Genomic DNA, 15,911 nt, shown 5'->3' on the forward strand with positions numbered 1-15,911 from the left:
TAAAAATATATCATTTTTTTTAGTAAACTCAAAATAAAAAGAGCTGGATTGCAATATAAGCAACCCAACTCTTTTTTCATTTTGAAGTCTCAGAGGCGTCTATCACTCTTCCGATGCCTCTTCGTAGAGGTCGTACAGGAAGTCGTTGTAGGGGAAGCGTGTGACATGGATGTTTCGCACACGCTGGTAGAGGAGTTGCTTCAGCTCTTCGATACCCTGACCGGTACGAGCCGATATAAATGCGACATCTAGATCGGCTTGCTTGCCCATCCAGGTCTGCTTCAGCTCGTCCAGAGAGATATTCTCCTTGGTGCGTGGAGTGAGGTCGTCCTCTTCCTTTTCCTCGAAAGTAAATGCATCCACCTTATTAAATACCAAAATTCGAGGCTTCTTCTCATCACCCAGAATCTCACTGAGTGTCTGGTCGACTACTCGAATCTGATCCTCAAAGTTATGGTGAGAGATGTCCACGACATGCACTAGTAGATCAGACTCCTTTACCTCGTCAAGTGTAGACTTGAAGGACTCTATCAGCTCGGTAGGTAGCTTGCGAATAAAGCCAACGGTATCGGAAAGGAGGAAGGGGAGGTTCTCTACTACGACCTTGCGGACAGTAGTATCAAGTGTAGCGAATAGCTTATTCTCGGCAAATACATCGCTCTTGGCGAGTAGATTGAGTAGCGTACTTTTGCCAACATTGGTATAACCAACGAGGGCGACACGCACCATCTTGCCACGGTTCTTACGCTGTACTTCCTTTTGCTTCGCTATGCTTTTGAGCTCCTCTTTCAGTTTGGAGATCTTATCGAGTACAATGCGTCGGTCGGTCTCCAGCTGAGTCTCACCAGGTCCACGCATAAGCCCGCCTCCACGCTGTCTATCCAAGTGACTCCAAAGACGGGTGAGGCGGGGCAGTAGATAGTTGTACTGCGCTAGCTCTACCTGCGTCTTGGCATGCGCGGTGCGCGCTCTAGAAGCGAAGATATCAAGGATGAGCGAGGTACGGTCTAGTATCCTCACCTTGAGTTCCTTCTCTATATTGCGAAGCTGATTGGGTGAGAGCACGTCGTCGAATATGACGGTGCCGATCTCGTCCTTCTCTATTTTCTCGGCTATCTCTTTGAGTTTGCCACTACCCACAAAGGTGGAGACATTGGGGTGGTCTAGCCTCTGGGTAAAGCTCTCCACGGCTTGTATCTGCGCTGTATGTGCTAAGAATGCCAGCTCGTCGAGGTACTCATTTACCTCTTGCTCGTTGGTATCAGGTGTGATAAGCCCAACAAGGTATGCGCGATCCGTAGCGGCATCTGTCTTTATAAACTCTCTCATATATGAGTACAAACTTACAAAATTGTGAGGAATGGGCGTAGAAGCCGACTGTACTCCTCGGTATAATCGTGACGACTATCGCTCTGAAGGATGGTGAGTTGGCTCTGCTTGGTCGAGACAACGGGGTCGGGGGCAAATCGTAGAATATGTCTTTGTGGTGCCTTCCCCCTTTTGGTGATGATGGCAACCTGTTCCACCAAGTGTAAACCTGCCTCCTCTGCTGCGTGCTGATATAGACTGGAGGCTGATTGTGCCACAATGATGACTACATTAGTGCCTTGGCAGTTACTGAAGAAGTGCTGAGGTGATAGCTCTACAGCGTGTTTGGCAATGGTCTCGCGGCGGTCACTATTGCTATGAGTTGGGGTGAAGTAGGGCAGATTACTCACGATAAGGTCGTAGGTCTGTGGAAAGTGGTATGCCCTGAAGTCGCCTTGGATGATCTCTACTCTACTAGCGAAGGGAGAGTGTTGCGCATTGTACTGCGCCTCTTGAGCAGAAAGGGGGTCTACCTCTATGCCCACTATCTTTGACCGCTGTAGCTCTTGCGCTAGCATGAGAGCGATGATGCCCGTGCCGGTACCGACATCGAGGATGCTGCTGGGTGGTGTCTCGTGGAACCGATCTGCTACCCAAGCTCCAAGGAGCATGCCATCGGTGCCTACTTTGAGTGCCGAGAGCTCTTGTTGGATAGTAAACTGCTTTAGTCTGAATAGACTCATCTGCCGAGGAGCTCCTTGAGTTTGTACCAACCCTTCATTACCTTGTTATTGGTGCGCATGTAGTAGTGCTGGAGGATGCTCAGAGCCTCTCGGCTTTCGCTAGTCGGCATATCATCGCCCGCATACAGCGGAAATGGACTTACAGGGGTCCAATACCTGCCACCACCACCAGAGTGAGTGCCACTCCCGTCGAAGCCCCCATTGGCAGACAGAGGAGGTGTACTATTGATGCTTAGTTTGCCTCGAAGCAATAGGGAGGCGTGCCAGCGGACAGCCCAAGAGTCGTTTGCGCCCTCAGTCTGTCGGCGCAGCATACGGGTGAACTTCATGAAGCCTCGGTAGTCGAAGCGCTTCCGCTCTTTTGGGCGCGCCTCTAGCTCCAGTAGGAGTTTCGTGCCGTCTGGTTCCCAGTACTGTTCCCAACGGTCGCGCCAAGTAGCCCAGCCCCAACTACCTACATAGCGGAGCGCATGATTGTGCTGCAGATGGGGGTGGGTGTAGAAGGTGCCAGCGTGTAGATGCGCTACCTCTTTGCTCTCTGCATAGCGCTCAAGGGCGTCATTCATCCAGCGAAGGAAGTAGGGCGAGAGGTACAGATCATCCTCCAGCACAATCACTCTATCGTATTGCTGAAGGAGTGTCGAAACGCCCTGAATCACATTTTTGGCGAGTCCTACATTGGTGGGTTGCTCTACAAGCGTTATTCCCTCATAGCTTTGGCATAGCGCTCTCACTGCTTGTACGTTGGCGCTATCGGCTGAGCTCTTTGCCCCATCGCTATAGACATAAATAGGCGTCTGCTCCACCTCGGGCTGTGACAGGATCTGCTCTAGTATCCTCTTCGTGTGATTAGGTCGGTTGTACACGAAAAGCAGTACTGGGGAAAACTCCTGTCTCTGTACCGCTCTTTTGAGTCCCTCAAGGTCGAAAGGCGGACGGTTATTCCACAACTGGACGACCTTTCTTTGGGCATAAAGCGAACGCACCATACGGAATAGTTCAGGGCGAGTGATGCTCTCACCAAGTGGAGCGACTATCCCTCGGAAAATCCGCTTCCATCGAGGCAGTAATGGATTGACCAACTGAGCTAGGTGGTAGGTTTGCTTGAGCCAAAGCTCTTTTTCATGGCTCGGTTTGTCTATTCTCCGAAAGTGGTAGGCGGTGACATGAGGCAGATACCCCACTTGTAGCCCTACCGCAAGCACCCGATGAGTGAAGTCTAGATCCTCCCCATAGTGATAAAAGAGGGGAGAGAAGCCTCCAGTACTCAGTAAGGTACGATAAGGAAGGTACCAGTGTGCCGCATTGATGAATGGTACTTGGGTAAAGCCAGTCGCCTCAATAGTTGGCAGGTAATGGGCAAATCCCTGCTCCACTTCTCCTGATTCATTGAGATGCTTGGGCGAGAGTATGCCAATCTCTTTATGGTAATCAGCGTAGTCGGCAAGCTCTCGTATCGCACTTGCCTCTATCGAGGCGTCCTGATTGAGGAGGTAGATACCACGGTATTCTTTGGTTAAGACTTTATCTATAAGTAGGTTATTGGCTGCGCCAAACCCTAGATTAGTACGTCTCCTGACTACCCGGACAAAAGGGTAGCGCTCGCTGATCGCATCGGGAGTGCCATCGGTAGAGGCATTGTCTACCACTACTATCTCTAGTCCGTCGTTATCAAGCACAAAGGGCTGGAGCAGACGATCTATCCACTCCAGCCCATTGTACGTAACTATGGCTACCAGCACCATATATTTATGATTTCCTATTTTCCCGCTTACGAGCTGTCTCGTCTAGGATTATCTTACGCATACGCATAGACTTAGGGGTTACCTCCACCAGCTCGTCCTCCTTGATATACTCGAGAGCGTCCTCAAGGGAGAAGCGGATAGGTGGCGCAAGCTGTACCTTATCGTCTGACCCAGAAGCACGCATATTGGTGAGCTTCTTGGATTTGCAGACATTCACCCCAAGGTCTTCGTCACGGGTATTCTCACCTACTACCTGCCCAGCATATACCTCCTCCTGTGGCTCAATGAAGAATCTACCACGGCTCTGGAGGTTATTGAGCGCATAGGCGTAGGCCGTACCGCTCTCTAGCGCAATGATTGAACCATTATTGCGGGTCTCTATCTCGCCTTTCCAAGGCTCGAAGTCGAGGAAACGGTGCGCCATAATCGCCTCACCGCTCGATGCTGTGAGCACCTGATTATTCAGCCCAATGATACCGCGAGAAGGTATGCGGAACTTAAGGAAGGTACGGTCGTTTTTCTGCTCCATCTCGATCATCTCGCCCCTCCTGCGGGTAACGAGGTCGATAATCTTACTAGCCGACTCCTCGGGAAGATTCACTGATAGCTCCTCTATAGGCTCATGCTTCACCCCATCGATCTCCTTGATGATAACCTGTGGTTGTCCTACCTGTAGCTCGTAGCCTTCACGGCGCATCGTCTCTATCAATATGGATAGGTGTAGCACACCGCGCCCGAAGACAATCCAGCTATCGGCGCTATCGGTCTCCTCTACACGCAGCGCAAGGTTCTTGTCTAGCTCTCTCTGTAGGCGGTCATAGATATGGCGAGAGGTGACAAACTTACCCTCCTTGCCGAAGAAAGGAGAGTTGTTGATCATAAATCTCATACTCATCGTAGGCTCATCTATAGCGATAGTAGGCAGAGCTTCCGGAGTATTGACGTCGCAGATCGTCTCCCCAATCTCGAAGTTCTCCAGCCCTACCACTGCGCAGATATCTCCACACTCTACCTGCTCTACCTTGCGGCGACCTAGTCCTTCGAATATATTAAGCTCCTTGATTTTGGAAGTCTGCTGTGAACCATCCCGCTTCATCAGCACGATATTCTGCCCCTCTCTTAGAGCCCCACGGTGAATACGCCCCACAGCGATACGCCCTAGGTAACTAGAGAAGTCTAGCGAGGTGATGAGCATCTGGCTATCACCCTCAAGCATAGGAGGTGCAGGGATGTACTCTATGATAGCATCAAGTAGGGCATGGATATCCTCGGTAGGTTTCTTCCAGTCGTCCGACATCCAGCCTTGTTTGGCTGAGCCGTAGAACGTAGGGAAGTCGAGCTGATCCTCTGAAGCATCGAGATTGTACATTAGGTCGAACACCATCTCTTGCACCTCATCGGGACGGCAGTTCTCCTTATCTACTTTATTGATAACGACTATTGGCTTTAGCCCCATCTCGATTGCCTTAGAGAGCACAAAACGAGTCTGAGGCATTGGCCCCTCAAAAGCATCTACGATGAGGAGACAACCATCTGCCATGTTGAGCACGCGCTCTACTTCGCCTCCGAAGTCGGCGTGCCCAGGGGTATCGATTATATTTATCTTGTAGTCCTTGTACTGAATGGAGACATTCTTGGAAAGGATCGTGATACCTCGCTCTCGCTCCAAGTCATTATTATCCAGTACTTGCGTGAGTGCTGCACTCTCCTCTCTAAATAGCTTCCCAGCCTGTAGCATACGATCCACGAGCGATGTCTTGCCGTGATCCACGTGCGCTATAATTGCGACATTCCTAATGTTTTGCATCTAATCTCCTTTGTTATCTTTTGTTCGGCAAAGATACCAAAAATGAATGGTGATTGGTGAACAAAGGGTTAGTAACGATATGTCCAACGCAAAAGCAACTGCCGAGGTCGTAGTAGGGTATTTGTTTCGTAATAATCCAGCCCTCTGTAGCTCGTATCGATATACTCCTTTTGGTTGGCAAGATTTGATAGGAGTAGCTCTAGTTCCCAGCCAGTACCTTGGTACTCTGCACCTATTGAGCTGTGATGGTAAGGCTTGTAGTTGTCTTGAGTGATACCTTTTTCCCACACTCCGTTGTATACTCCAAAGATGGAGAAGACCTTGGAAAAATATACTCTGACCTTGGCCGAGAGCTTACAGAGGTCTATTGAGGAGGTGCTGCTTAAGCCAGTATTTATCTGTTGGCTTGATGTCTGTCGGAAGTAAACAGCTTCAATATCTGAGGCCAATACATCCCTAAATAGGCTGGTTGAAATATTTGCTTTGGCGCTTATCAGGTGGTTTTTGATGTCGATAGGTTTGCCTGTCCTGTAGATTCGATTGTCCATATAAGTGTAATCTATATTTAGGCTGAAAGAAGTCCTAATCTGGAAAAACACCTTTCCTAGCTGTAGTGATTGATTGAGTCGATTAGTTTCTCTTTGGTGCGTGACCACCTCTGTCGTAGAGTGTTGTACCCCTATGTCTGTGTTATTCGAGGAGTTGTACCAGTGTTTCATGTAGTTGGTTAGGCTCGTAATGTAGTACCCATTGATAGGGTCATTGAACTTCGTAGAAAAGCTAGTACTATTAGTTTGGTTATGCCTGAATAATCCACTCCCTACAATAATAATTTCTCTGAAATCTCTTTGTATGGGGTGTAAAAGGTAGTCTCCTGCATTGCCAAAGCTATGCCCATGTCGGTTTTGTAGCGTAAAGGTCCAGTAAGCATTGGGTGTAAATCGAGCATATAGGGCGTATTCTGGGATGAATAGTTTTATGAACTTAGAGGAAGAGTCCTCTAAATCTCTCATATGAAATAGCTGCATGCTTAGTGGAAGTGTGGCTGATAGTATCCAGCTCTCTTTTTGGTACTTAATTCCTGGGTTTATTGATGCTTTCAGGTGGGTAGAGCGTATGGTATTTCGATGAGTACTCGTAGTGTTTGCTGTCCTTATACTATTGCTTTCTGCCGAAACTGCTACTCCAAGAGAGCTGTCGAGAAACCCAAATAGTTGCTTGTCTATATTGTAAGAAAGCCCTCCGAATAGCTGACTCCCCTCCGCTATTTGCCTTGTTGTCCCTTGCGATCTGTCGATGAGTGTCAAGTGGTGTGTAGGAGCATGATGCCAAGAAAGTAGTGCCTCCACGCGCCGAATGAGCGTGCTACGATGCATATAGCTAAAGTTATTTAGTAGCTGATACTCCCTAAGGCTATTTCTTTGCTCCGAAATATTCCCTCCCTTTAGCCCTATTTGAGATTGCCCCAACGTGGCAAAACCAATCGCAGTGTTATTGATATAGACGTTGTCTTTGTTGAGTTCATAATCAATAGATGATTGGAGCGTATGCTTGCTATTGGTTTGATTGCTTCCCTCCTCAATGGTAATAGGAGTGGCACCCAATCCAGATGTGATTGTCTTGCGCTGTATCGTATAGTTATCTGTGTCATAACTGTAGCTTAATTGTGGCGCTAGTCGACTGTCATCAGTGAGTTTGAAGAGAGAGTGAGCTGTCGCTCCCGCAGAGTAATTGTCCCGATAGTGCCCCATCGGGATGCTTGGAATGCCTACTGGCTGACTCTCAAGTAATCCAGATGGTATAAAGCTATTGGCTATAAATTGAGTATTACTTCGTACTTGTATGTTTTGCCTTGATGGATTGAGCTTCCCTATGGCATTGCTCTCTAAAGTAACGAGGTGTTGACGGCTTTGCCGTACGAGCAAGGTGAATAGGAGGGCATCATAAATTGGGCGACGATCATAACCCCCAGCTAAATATCCTTTACCCACAGGGCGTAACTTGCTTTTTTCTTTTAGTTTGATATTGATGGCGGAAGCATCAGATAACTCTATATCCTTCAGTAGTTTTATTGGCTGATGATCGGAGAGGATTTGGACAGACGCTATATCTTTGGGATGTACGTTTCGGGTGACCAGGTTATAATCACTTCCCAGCATGTCTAAGCCCTCAATATAGAACTTATTGATAGGCTTACCATGCACAGATATTTCCCCCATTGGTCCTACAGATACGCCTGGCAAGCGCCTAAGTACTTCTTCAAGAGTCTTGTCGCTTTGACGTTTCAGGAGATCTACGACATAAGTAATCGTGTCGTTGGATCTCCTTACAGGCTCTCCCATGACAGTTACCTCTTTGAGGAGGATAACATCCTCCTCAAGGGTTATAGCTATTTCTTGTCCCAGATGTACCCTTCTCTTTTGCGGACGAAATCCCATTAGACGTGCCTCTAGCCAGAACGTCTTATGTTTGGAGACAGTCTCGGTGGGTGCTGTGTAGTCGATCCTAAACGAGCCATCGCCTTTACTTATGGAGTAGCCTATCAGAAGTAACGAATCAGGGACTACTTCATGACTAAGTGTCAAGACTGCACCTTGTATGGGAGCACCTTTTTTGTCCGAAATCCTTCCATTTACTTGTCCATAGGAGAATAGAGGGATTGACAAGAACAATACAAACACAAATAGCACTTTCATCCGAGATAGATAGGGGCTAATTACTTTTTGAATTGCTTATTGTATTCGTCTATCCAATCAAGTTCCCTAGGGTTATAAAATAATCTCGCTCTGCTACTTCCTGAAGAGGTCACCGGTAACCCGCGAGCCACTATCGTCTCAGAGAATTGCCAAGCCCCACGAGCCATCTGGATATTGAATTGTTGTCTATTGGTTTTGAATGTGTTCTTGCTTTGTGGACTGACATACATGGGAACCCCCTTGGAGGTCCTAATGGTGACTGCTTCGTATTTATACTCTCCATCACTTGTTTCGGCCGCTAGGATAAATCCAGGAAGTCCTCTTAGTTTCCATGGACCACCGCTCCTATCCATGTCGCTTGCAAACCATACTTGCCACTCACGACCTCTAAAATCAGCAATGGCCTTGGTACACTTGTGCCCAAGTATTTCCTTCGTCTCTGTCGGGATCAGTCGCCAAGCAATCCTCGGAATCTTTTCTTCGTAATAGCACGAAGTACCTGCCCTAGAATCTCTCTCAGTGAGTTCCTCCTGCTCTTTGTCTATTATCAGCCAATAGACTCTTGACTGAATACCATATTCATCGTACATCTGGTTCCACTCCAATTTCGTTACCTTCCAGTCTTGCTTGGAGAGCTGGTGTTGTTCTTGATAGCACCCATAATCATAGTATAAATCTATTTTCGCACCTACTTGTACGATATCATGACCCTCTCGAGATTTTTCTAATACAGGGTCGTAAATAGTATACCGATACACTACCTCGAGTGTCGCGTCTCCGATTTTTTCGGACTTCAGGGTAAGCACTTTGGACAAATCTTGTGCATAGGAAGAGGTAAAAGTGGTAGCTATAAGGAGTGCAACCAATAAGCAAATACTTGATGATGCTTTCATGTGAAAATAATTAGTTAAAGTAACATGCTGGTATATAGTGAATAAATCCATTACAGACCAGCACAATTTAATAGCGAGGTTTAGTAAACATTCGGGCGATTCCGGTTACCACACTGCCACTCGTTTATATCCCTTAAATACTGGTCGTATTCTTTTTCGGACATATCCGAGTCCTCTTCGGAGACTGTCATTATAACTTTGCCACAAGAGGTAACTACATTGGCATCTTGTTTAGCGTGAGCTAGAGCATAAGCACTGAAGAACAGTACAACAGTAAGAAGAGGAGCGAGGAACCCCAGTTTAGCTTTTCTCTTTTCCATAATCTTCCATACTAATAAGTTAAAATGAGTAGTAATACCCTTGTTGCAAATGTATGTATATTTTTTTTATATGACAAAACTTTCTCTATCTAAATATCGTAACTAGTATAGGGCTATTATAACACTATTTCCTCTTTCTGAATGTTCCCGATTCGCCACAAAGGTGGGTAAGTGCGCTTCTTTTCTCATATTCACTTTACTTGTATGCGAGCTCCTGTGTGAGTTCAGCACCCTCCTCTCTAAATAACTTCCCAGCTTGTAGCATACGATCCACGAGCGAAGTCTTACCGTGGTCTACGTACGCTGTAATTGCGACATTCCTAATGTTTTGCATCTAATCTCTTTGTTATCTTTTGGTGTGCAAAGATCCCAAAAATGTAAGGAGTAGAGGGGAAATGTAAATTGTCATGTATAACTCAGGGACTATGAATAGGGGATAGGTAACGATTATTCTCCTTTTAGCTATCAAGCGTGATCCGTAACGGTATATCCCTTGACCGCTTTCTGTAGAAGGAATGATTGTTTAATATATACTAATTGTGGTGATTAGTATATATTAAATCGGGTGATTAGTATATATTAAATTGCTCAATTAGTATATATTAAATGGTCATGCCTGATAAGATTTGGGTGCAGGGTCTCTAGGTCTATCGTTTGACGCCTATACAGCAATGGGGTATGCAATCTATGTCTTAGCAGATTACGATAGGTCACCATTGTTAGTTTTTTATTGTATGTGCTAAACTATTGTTATATAGCATGGTTTTCTACATTTAGTACCAATATTGAACTAAAATGGCTACATTTGTGCGGTCGGAGCATTTTGCCATGCTTCAGCATAAAAATGGATATACAAACGGATTAATAATCTATAAATTACTATTTTATGAAGACAGCTGAGATTATCAAGAACTTGGAAGCTAAGCACCCAGGTGAATCAGAGTTCATTCAGGCAGTGCAGGAAGTGCTCGAGTCTATCGAGGAACTATACAACCAGCATCCTGAGTACGAGAAGAACAAGATCGTGGAGCGCATGGTAGAGCCTGATCGTATCTTTACTTTTCGTGTGAACTGGGTAGATGATAAGGGTGATGTACAGACCAACATTGGCTATCGCGTGCAGTTTAACTCTGCCATTGGCCCATACAAGGGTGGTTTGCGCTTCCACAAAGCAGTGACTCCTTCAATGCTTAAGTTCCTAGGTTTCGAGCAGACTTTCAAGAATGCACTTACTACATTGCCAATGGGTGGTGGTAAGGGAGGTTCAGACTTCGACCCAGTAGGTAAGTCTGAGGCCGAGATTATGCGTTTCTGCCAAGCGTTTATGCTTGAGCTTGTAAACTGTATTGGTCCAGATCAGGATATCCCTGCAGGTGACGTAGGTGTAGGTTCACGTGAGATTGGTTTTATGAATGGTATGTACCAGAAGCTTACTCGTCAGTATCACACTGGTGTCCTCACGGGTAAAGGTATGACTTGGGGTGGTTCTGAGTTCCGTCCAGAGGCTACTGGTTTCGGTGCACTTTACTTCACTGAGCACCTACTAGCTAAGGCTGGCAAGGATATCAAGGGTAAGAAGGTAGCTGTTTCAGGTTTCGGTAATGTAGCTTGGGGTGCTGCTATGAAGGCTACTGAGCTAGGTGGTAAGGTAGTTGCTATCTCTGGTCCTGATGGCGTGTGCGAAATTCCTAACGGTATCACCAAGGAGATGATCGACTATATGCCTGTAATGCGTAGCTCAAACCGCAATAAGGTACAGGATATGGCAGATAAGTTCCCAGAGGCTACTAAGTTTACTCCTGGTAAGAAGGCTTGGAGCGTACCTTGCGATATCGCTCTTCCATGTGCTTTCCAAAATGAGCTTAATGGCGATGATGCTAAGGAGCTAAAGGCTAATGGTTGCTGGTGCTGCTGCGAGGTATCTAACATGGGTTGTACTCCTGAGGCTATCCACTTCTTCCAGAATAGTGGTATGCTCTTCGCTCCTGGTAAGGCTGTGAATGCTGGTGGTGTAGCTACTTCTGGTCTCGAGATGACTCAGAATGCTGCTCACCTCAACTGGCCAGCTGAGGAGGTCAATGAGAAGCTCCACTGGATTATGGAGAAGATCCACGAGCAGTGCGTGAAGTATGGTACACAGCCTGATGGTAGTGTAGACTACGTAAAGGGTGCAAACATTGCAGGCTTCATGAAGGTAGCTCAGGCAATGCTAGAGCAAGGCGTGATCTAATTCACTTCATCGAATAAATTAAAATAGCCACGGTATCAGATGGATGCCGTGGCTATTTCTTTGGTGTATGTTGTAGAGCCTTAGTGTGATACTGGCATATAGTAGAAGAAGTCGAAGGTGATAGGTTTGCCCTTGTGTAGGGTGAAGCTCTCTATGCTCTTATTTGAAGGATCCATAAGTTGAATAGTGGTCTCTTCAAGAGGTGTATAAAGGGTTACCTGAGCAGGCATCCCTTCCTTCCAAGTGAGATCTACACAAGCTCCGCCACGCACCTTTAGTCCACGGAAGCTACCATTTTTCCAGGCCTTAGGTAGGGCAGGGAGTAGCTCTACATATCCATCTTGGCTCTGGATTAGCATTTCGGCTATTGCAGCTGTACCACCAAAGTTACCATCAATCTGGAACGGAGGGTGGGCACAGAAGAGATTGTCGTAGGTACCACCACCCTTTATGGCTGGTTCGAGTAGACTCTTGAGAAGCTTGAGCGAACGCTCGCCATCCTTTAGTCTTGCCCAAAAGTTGATTTTCCATGCTCTTGACCATCCAGTGCCAGCATCGCCACGTCGATTGAGGGTAGCCTTTGCCGCCTCCGCTAGTTCGGGAGTGGTGTGGGTAGAAATCTGATTGCCAGGATATAGCCCATAAAGATGCGACACATGTCGGTGCTGTGGCTCTATCTCTTCGTAATCCTCCAGCCATTCCTGCAAATAACCTTTAGGACTTACTTGATGTGGTGCTAACCGAGGAAGTACGGCACGCGCTTTGGAAGTCCATTCGTTTTCGATGTCAAGCACCTTTGCAGCAGAGAGGAGGTTCGTGAGCAATTCGCGCACGAGCTGATTGGCCATTGTTGGCCCCATACAGATATAAAGTGGTGTGTTATCCCCTTTCATCCTAAAGCCATTCTCTGGACTGGAGCTTGGTGCAGTGACCAGCCAGCCGTGCTTAGGCTCCTCAATAAGTGAACTGAGGAAAAACTTTGCTGACCCCTCGAGCATAGGATAACAGCTTTGGAGGAACGCAGTGTCTTGGGTAAAGGCGTAATGGTCCCACACATGTTGCATGAGCCAAGCACCACCAGTATTAGTTGCCCCCCATGATGCCTGTTCGCCTGGTGCGGTGAAGCCCCAAGGATTAGTCATCATGTGTGCTACCCAGCCCTCCGCACCATAGTAGGTCTTGGCTGTCTTAGTGCCACTATCTACGAGTGAGAGTGCAAGCTGAACTAAGGGGTCTACATATTCGTGTAGACCAGCTACTTCGGTAGCCCAATAGTTCATCTGAAGGTTGATATTGAGATGGTAGTCGCCATTCCAAGGAGCTTGTGTACTATTCGCCCAAAGACCTTGGAGATTGAGGGGTAAACTTCCTGGGCGAGAGCCTGCTATCATCAAGTAGCGTCCGAAGTTGTAGTATAGAGCAGCAAAGGAAGGATCATCTTCTTTCTGAAACTTCCTCAGACGCTCATCTGTTGGCATTACTGGGTCTTCTCCCAAATCGAGAGATACTCGGTCGAATTTCTCTTTATAAGCTTTCAAATGGTTTTCGAGAAGTTGATCCCAAGGCTTGAATGCTAACTTACTGGAGCCAGGGAGAAGTGTCGTTGAATTGCCAATCAGTATCAATACTTCATCAGCTCCTGAGATAACCATTCGACCATTTTGGTGGTACATGGAGCCACCGATAGGATAAAATCGGACATCGGTAGAGTATTTTACCCCCTTGTCTGTACCCCATCCGTCGGGGAGCTGGCCATTCATCACCATTCGATTGCCTCCGATGCCTACCTCATTGGTACCAGTCCTCCAAATCCTTGCGCTTAGCGAAATCATTCTTGGCTGACTGGATGACAAGCGTATCATCAGGACATCTTCCTCGCCATGGCTTGCGATATATTCGCGCTTCATCTCTACTCCACCTATTTTGAAAGTGGTAGTAGCAATGGCGGTGCTTAGATCCAGCTCTCGTCGGTAATCCTTTATCTCCATATTGGGCATATTGTAGAGTAGCTCAAGCCATCCCAGCATCTGGAAACTACCATAGGGTGCGCTATTGCCATTGCCAAGGGCACTTCCCTGTCCGCCACTTATAAAGTGCTCGTATACGAGTTCTTGAGCTCTTTTGTTATTGCCTTTGAGGAGCTCTTGGCGAATCTCGGGTAGATAGGTAGCTGCACCATCTCTCCATTGTGTAGAGTCGGGACTCCCGCTCCACATACTGATGTCGTTGAGAATAAGTCTTTCGCCCTTAATATCTCCGCCAGGCATCATCCCCAAACGACCATTTCCCAAGGGTAAGGTCTCCTCCCACTGCTCAGCTGGCTCATCGTACCAAAGCTTATTTTTCTGCGCCAAAGCTGGCAGAGTGCAAAGCAATACTGCGACGAGTATGAAGGTCTTTCGTATGGATAAATTCATATTATTATAGGTAAAAATAAAAAGGGAACATGGGAATACTACTTATGTACTCCGATGCTCCCTTTTATTGTTGTCTCTTAGTTACATTAATTACTCCTGCTCAAGTTGGAGTGTCTGTGTGGGTTGGTCACAAACTTCGCTTGGGCCAAAATATTGGATAGGACCTGGGTAAACGAAGCAGGTCTCACGCGCCCACTTGTCTCGATACTGGGCGAAGGTCTTGAATGGTTTGCCATCGAGCTCTACAAGAGCTTTGCGAATCACAGGCTTCATCTTGCCATGGCGGCGCTCCATATTCATCATCATGGTGATAGGGATACCACCAGCTACCCATTCCGCAGCTGGGCGAGTGGTATTGCGGATAGAGCTCATATAGCCAGTAACACCCGATGCGATGAGTTCGGCTGCGTTGTAGCCCAAGCTATAGCAGTAGTCGGCATCGAAGTTGGAAGGCGCTGCGCATCTGCCCTCATAGCCGAAGAAGTGACGCTGGAAGCCGAACTTGCCAGTGTACTTACCCTCCTTTTTCCATACGGCGAGCTTATTCTTTACCATCTCGGCAAGGAGTTTCTCTGTCTCGATAAGCGATACCTGTACATTGCCGTGTGGGTCGCGGTCGAGGGTGAGCTGACGAGCGACATCCTCTGGAAGCGACTCGAATACTTCGCTATTCTCCTTAGAGAGCTTCTCTATTACGAAGTTGAGTTGAGCGTCTTTGTCTAGTTTGCTAAATGTCTCTGCCTCGTGTGCTAGGAGGTCATTGAGTTCAGCTATTAGCTTATTCATAGCTGGAATAAACTCAATAAGTCCCTCAGGGATGAGTACGGTACCGAAGTTACTACCATCGGCAGCACGATCGGCTACTACCTGAGCGATGTAGGTGACAATGTCATCGAGGCTCTGCTCTTTAGCTTCAACCTCTTCCGAAATGATACATACGTTGGGCTGAGTCTGGAGCGCGCACTCTAGTGCGATGTGCGATGCTGATCGCCCCATTAGCTTGATGAAGTGCCAGTACTTGCGAGCGGAATTGGCATCGCGCTGGATATTACCTATCACCTCAGAGTAGACCTTAGTAGCGGTGTCAAAACCAAAAGAGGTCTCGATCTGCTCATTCTTGAGGTCTCCATCGATGGTCTTGGGGCAACCGATGACCTGAACGCCTGCATTGATAGACTTGTAGTACTCTGCAAGTACACAAGCATTGGTGTTGGAGTCGTCACCACCGATGATGACTACTGCTTTGATCCCTAGCTCGCGTAGGATGATTAAACCCTTGTCGAACTGCTCTTTATTCTCCAGCTTGTCGCGACCTGAACCGATGATATCGAAGCCTCCTGTGTTGCGGTACTCGTCCATAAGCTCAGGCGTAATCTCCATATACTTGTGATTGATCAGACCGGCAGGACCCATCAAGAAGCCAAATAGGCGGCTATCCTTGTGTATTCTCTTGATGCCGTCGAAGATACCAGCAATCACATTGTGTCCGCCAGGAGCCTGACCACCAGATAGGATTACACCTACATTGAATGCCTCTGAAGCCACTGGAGTATTGCTTTCCTCGAAACGAATCACGGGTAGACCGTAAGTATTTGGGAATAGTTTCTTGATATCTTCCTGATTATCGACAGACTGTGTCGCCTCGCCAGCGACTGCCTTCACGTGCCCACGAAGAGCTTGTGGGAGTTTAGGCTCGTACTTAGCGCGAGCCTGTTGCAATGGACTGATTGTTCTCATCTCTCTTTCTTACGT

General features: G+C 47.2%; 10 protein-coding genes and 1 pseudogene. 1 reads left to right on the forward strand and 10 read right to left on the reverse strand.

Features of this window, described 5'->3' with window-relative positions; all coding sequences use genetic code 11:
* Positions 1 to 102 precede the first annotated feature (102 nt).
* The 8 genes and pseudogenes from hflX to IX315_RS02225 form a co-directional block, all read right to left on the reverse strand.
* Positions 103 to 1,329: a GTPase HflX gene (gene hflX / locus IX315_RS02190; protein ID WP_211635145.1), complete on the reverse strand. Its 1,227-nt coding sequence runs from the start codon at positions 1,327 to 1,329 to the stop codon at positions 103 to 105.
* 14 nt (positions 1,330 to 1,343) lie between these two features.
* Positions 1,344 to 2,051 carry a tRNA1(Val) (adenine(37)-N6)-methyltransferase gene (locus tag IX315_RS02195; protein WP_211635144.1) on the reverse strand — a complete coding sequence of 236 codons (708 nt, stop codon included), beginning with the start codon at positions 2,049 to 2,051 and terminating at the stop codon, positions 1,344 to 1,346.
* Positions 2,048 to 3,796, reverse strand: a complete 1,749-nt coding sequence (locus tag IX315_RS02200; protein ID WP_211639538.1) for a glycosyltransferase — start codon at positions 3,794 to 3,796, stop codon at positions 2,048 to 2,050. Before IX315_RS02200 ends, IX315_RS02195 begins: the two co-directional genes overlap by 4 nt.
* Positions 3,797 to 3,800: 4 nt before the next feature.
* Positions 3,801 to 5,603, reverse strand: coding sequence for a translational GTPase TypA (gene typA, locus IX315_RS02205; protein ID WP_018358528.1), 1,803 nt, complete (start codon positions 5,601 to 5,603; stop codon positions 3,801 to 3,803).
* 68 nt (positions 5,604 to 5,671) lie between these two features.
* On the reverse strand, positions 5,672 to 8,299 hold the full coding sequence (locus IX315_RS02210) for a carboxypeptidase-like regulatory domain-containing protein (protein WP_211639537.1): 2,628 nt from the start codon (positions 8,297 to 8,299) through the stop codon (positions 5,672 to 5,674).
* Positions 8,300 to 8,319: 20 nt separating this feature from the next.
* Positions 8,320 to 9,192, reverse strand: coding sequence for a GLPGLI family protein (locus IX315_RS02215; protein WP_018358526.1), 873 nt, complete (start codon positions 9,190 to 9,192; stop codon positions 8,320 to 8,322).
* An 80-nt stretch (positions 9,193 to 9,272) separates the two neighbouring features.
* On the reverse strand, positions 9,273 to 9,512 hold the full coding sequence (locus IX315_RS02220; protein ID WP_018358525.1) for a hypothetical protein: 240 nt from the start codon (positions 9,510 to 9,512) through the stop codon (positions 9,273 to 9,275).
* A gap of 208 nt (positions 9,513 to 9,720) precedes the next feature.
* Positions 9,721 to 9,846: pseudogene (locus tag IX315_RS02225) on the reverse strand (GTP-binding protein); the annotation flags it as partial.
* Between the two features lie 552 nt (positions 9,847 to 10,398).
* On the opposite strand from IX315_RS02225, the gene gdhA reads away from it, so the two are divergent.
* Entirely contained in the window at positions 10,399 to 11,742 is a 1,344-nt protein-coding gene (gene gdhA, locus IX315_RS02230; protein ID WP_018358523.1) for an NADP-specific glutamate dehydrogenase, read from the forward strand.
* A gap of 80 nt (positions 11,743 to 11,822) precedes the next feature.
* Here the strand turns inward: gdhA and IX315_RS02240 are convergent, their stop codons facing one another.
* Entirely contained in the window at positions 11,823 to 14,159 is a 2,337-nt protein-coding gene (locus IX315_RS02240; protein WP_018358522.1) for a glycoside hydrolase family 95 protein, read from the reverse strand.
* Between the two features lie 90 nt (positions 14,160 to 14,249).
* The gene (locus tag IX315_RS02245; protein ID WP_018358521.1) at positions 14,250 to 15,896 is read right to left on the reverse strand and encodes a diphosphate--fructose-6-phosphate 1-phosphotransferase; all 1,647 of its coding nucleotides are present in this window, start codon (positions 15,894 to 15,896) and stop codon (positions 14,250 to 14,252) included.
* Positions 15,897 to 15,911: the final 15 nt, after the last annotated feature.

Origin of the sequence: Porphyromonas levii (assembly GCF_018206105.1) — a bacterium.
GTDB lineage: Bacteria > Bacteroidota > Bacteroidia > Bacteroidales > Porphyromonadaceae > Porphyromonas_A > Porphyromonas_A levii.

Excerpts from the sequence above, each read along its gene's own strand:
- hflX (WP_211635145.1), bottom strand. The coding sequence starts at position 1,329 with ATGAGAGAGTTTATAAAGACAGATGCCGCTACGGATCGCGCATACCTT.
- IX315_RS02195 (WP_211635144.1), bottom strand. The coding sequence starts at position 2,051 with ATGAGTCTATTCAGACTAAAGCAGTTTACTATCCAACAAGAGCTCTCG.
- IX315_RS02200 (WP_211639538.1), bottom strand. The coding sequence starts at position 3,796 with ATGGTGCTGGTAGCCATAGTTACGTACAATGGGCTGGAGTGGATAGAT.
- typA (WP_018358528.1), bottom strand. The coding sequence starts at position 5,603 with ATGCAAAACATTAGGAATGTCGCAATTATAGCGCACGTGGATCACGGC.
- IX315_RS02210 (WP_211639537.1), bottom strand. The coding sequence starts at position 8,299 with ATGAAAGTGCTATTTGTGTTTGTATTGTTCTTGTCAATCCCTCTATTC.
- IX315_RS02215 (WP_018358526.1), bottom strand. The coding sequence starts at position 9,192 with ATGAAAGCATCATCAAGTATTTGCTTATTGGTTGCACTCCTTATAGCT.
- IX315_RS02220 (WP_018358525.1), bottom strand. The coding sequence starts at position 9,512 with ATGGAAAAGAGAAAAGCTAAACTGGGGTTCCTCGCTCCTCTTCTTACT.
- gdhA (WP_018358523.1), top strand. The coding sequence starts at position 10,399 with ATGAAGACAGCTGAGATTATCAAGAACTTGGAAGCTAAGCACCCAGGT.
- IX315_RS02240 (WP_018358522.1), bottom strand. The coding sequence starts at position 14,159 with ATGAATTTATCCATACGAAAGACCTTCATACTCGTCGCAGTATTGCTT.
- IX315_RS02245 (WP_018358521.1), bottom strand. The coding sequence starts at position 15,896 with ATGAGAACAATCAGTCCATTGCAACAGGCTCGCGCTAAGTACGAGCCT.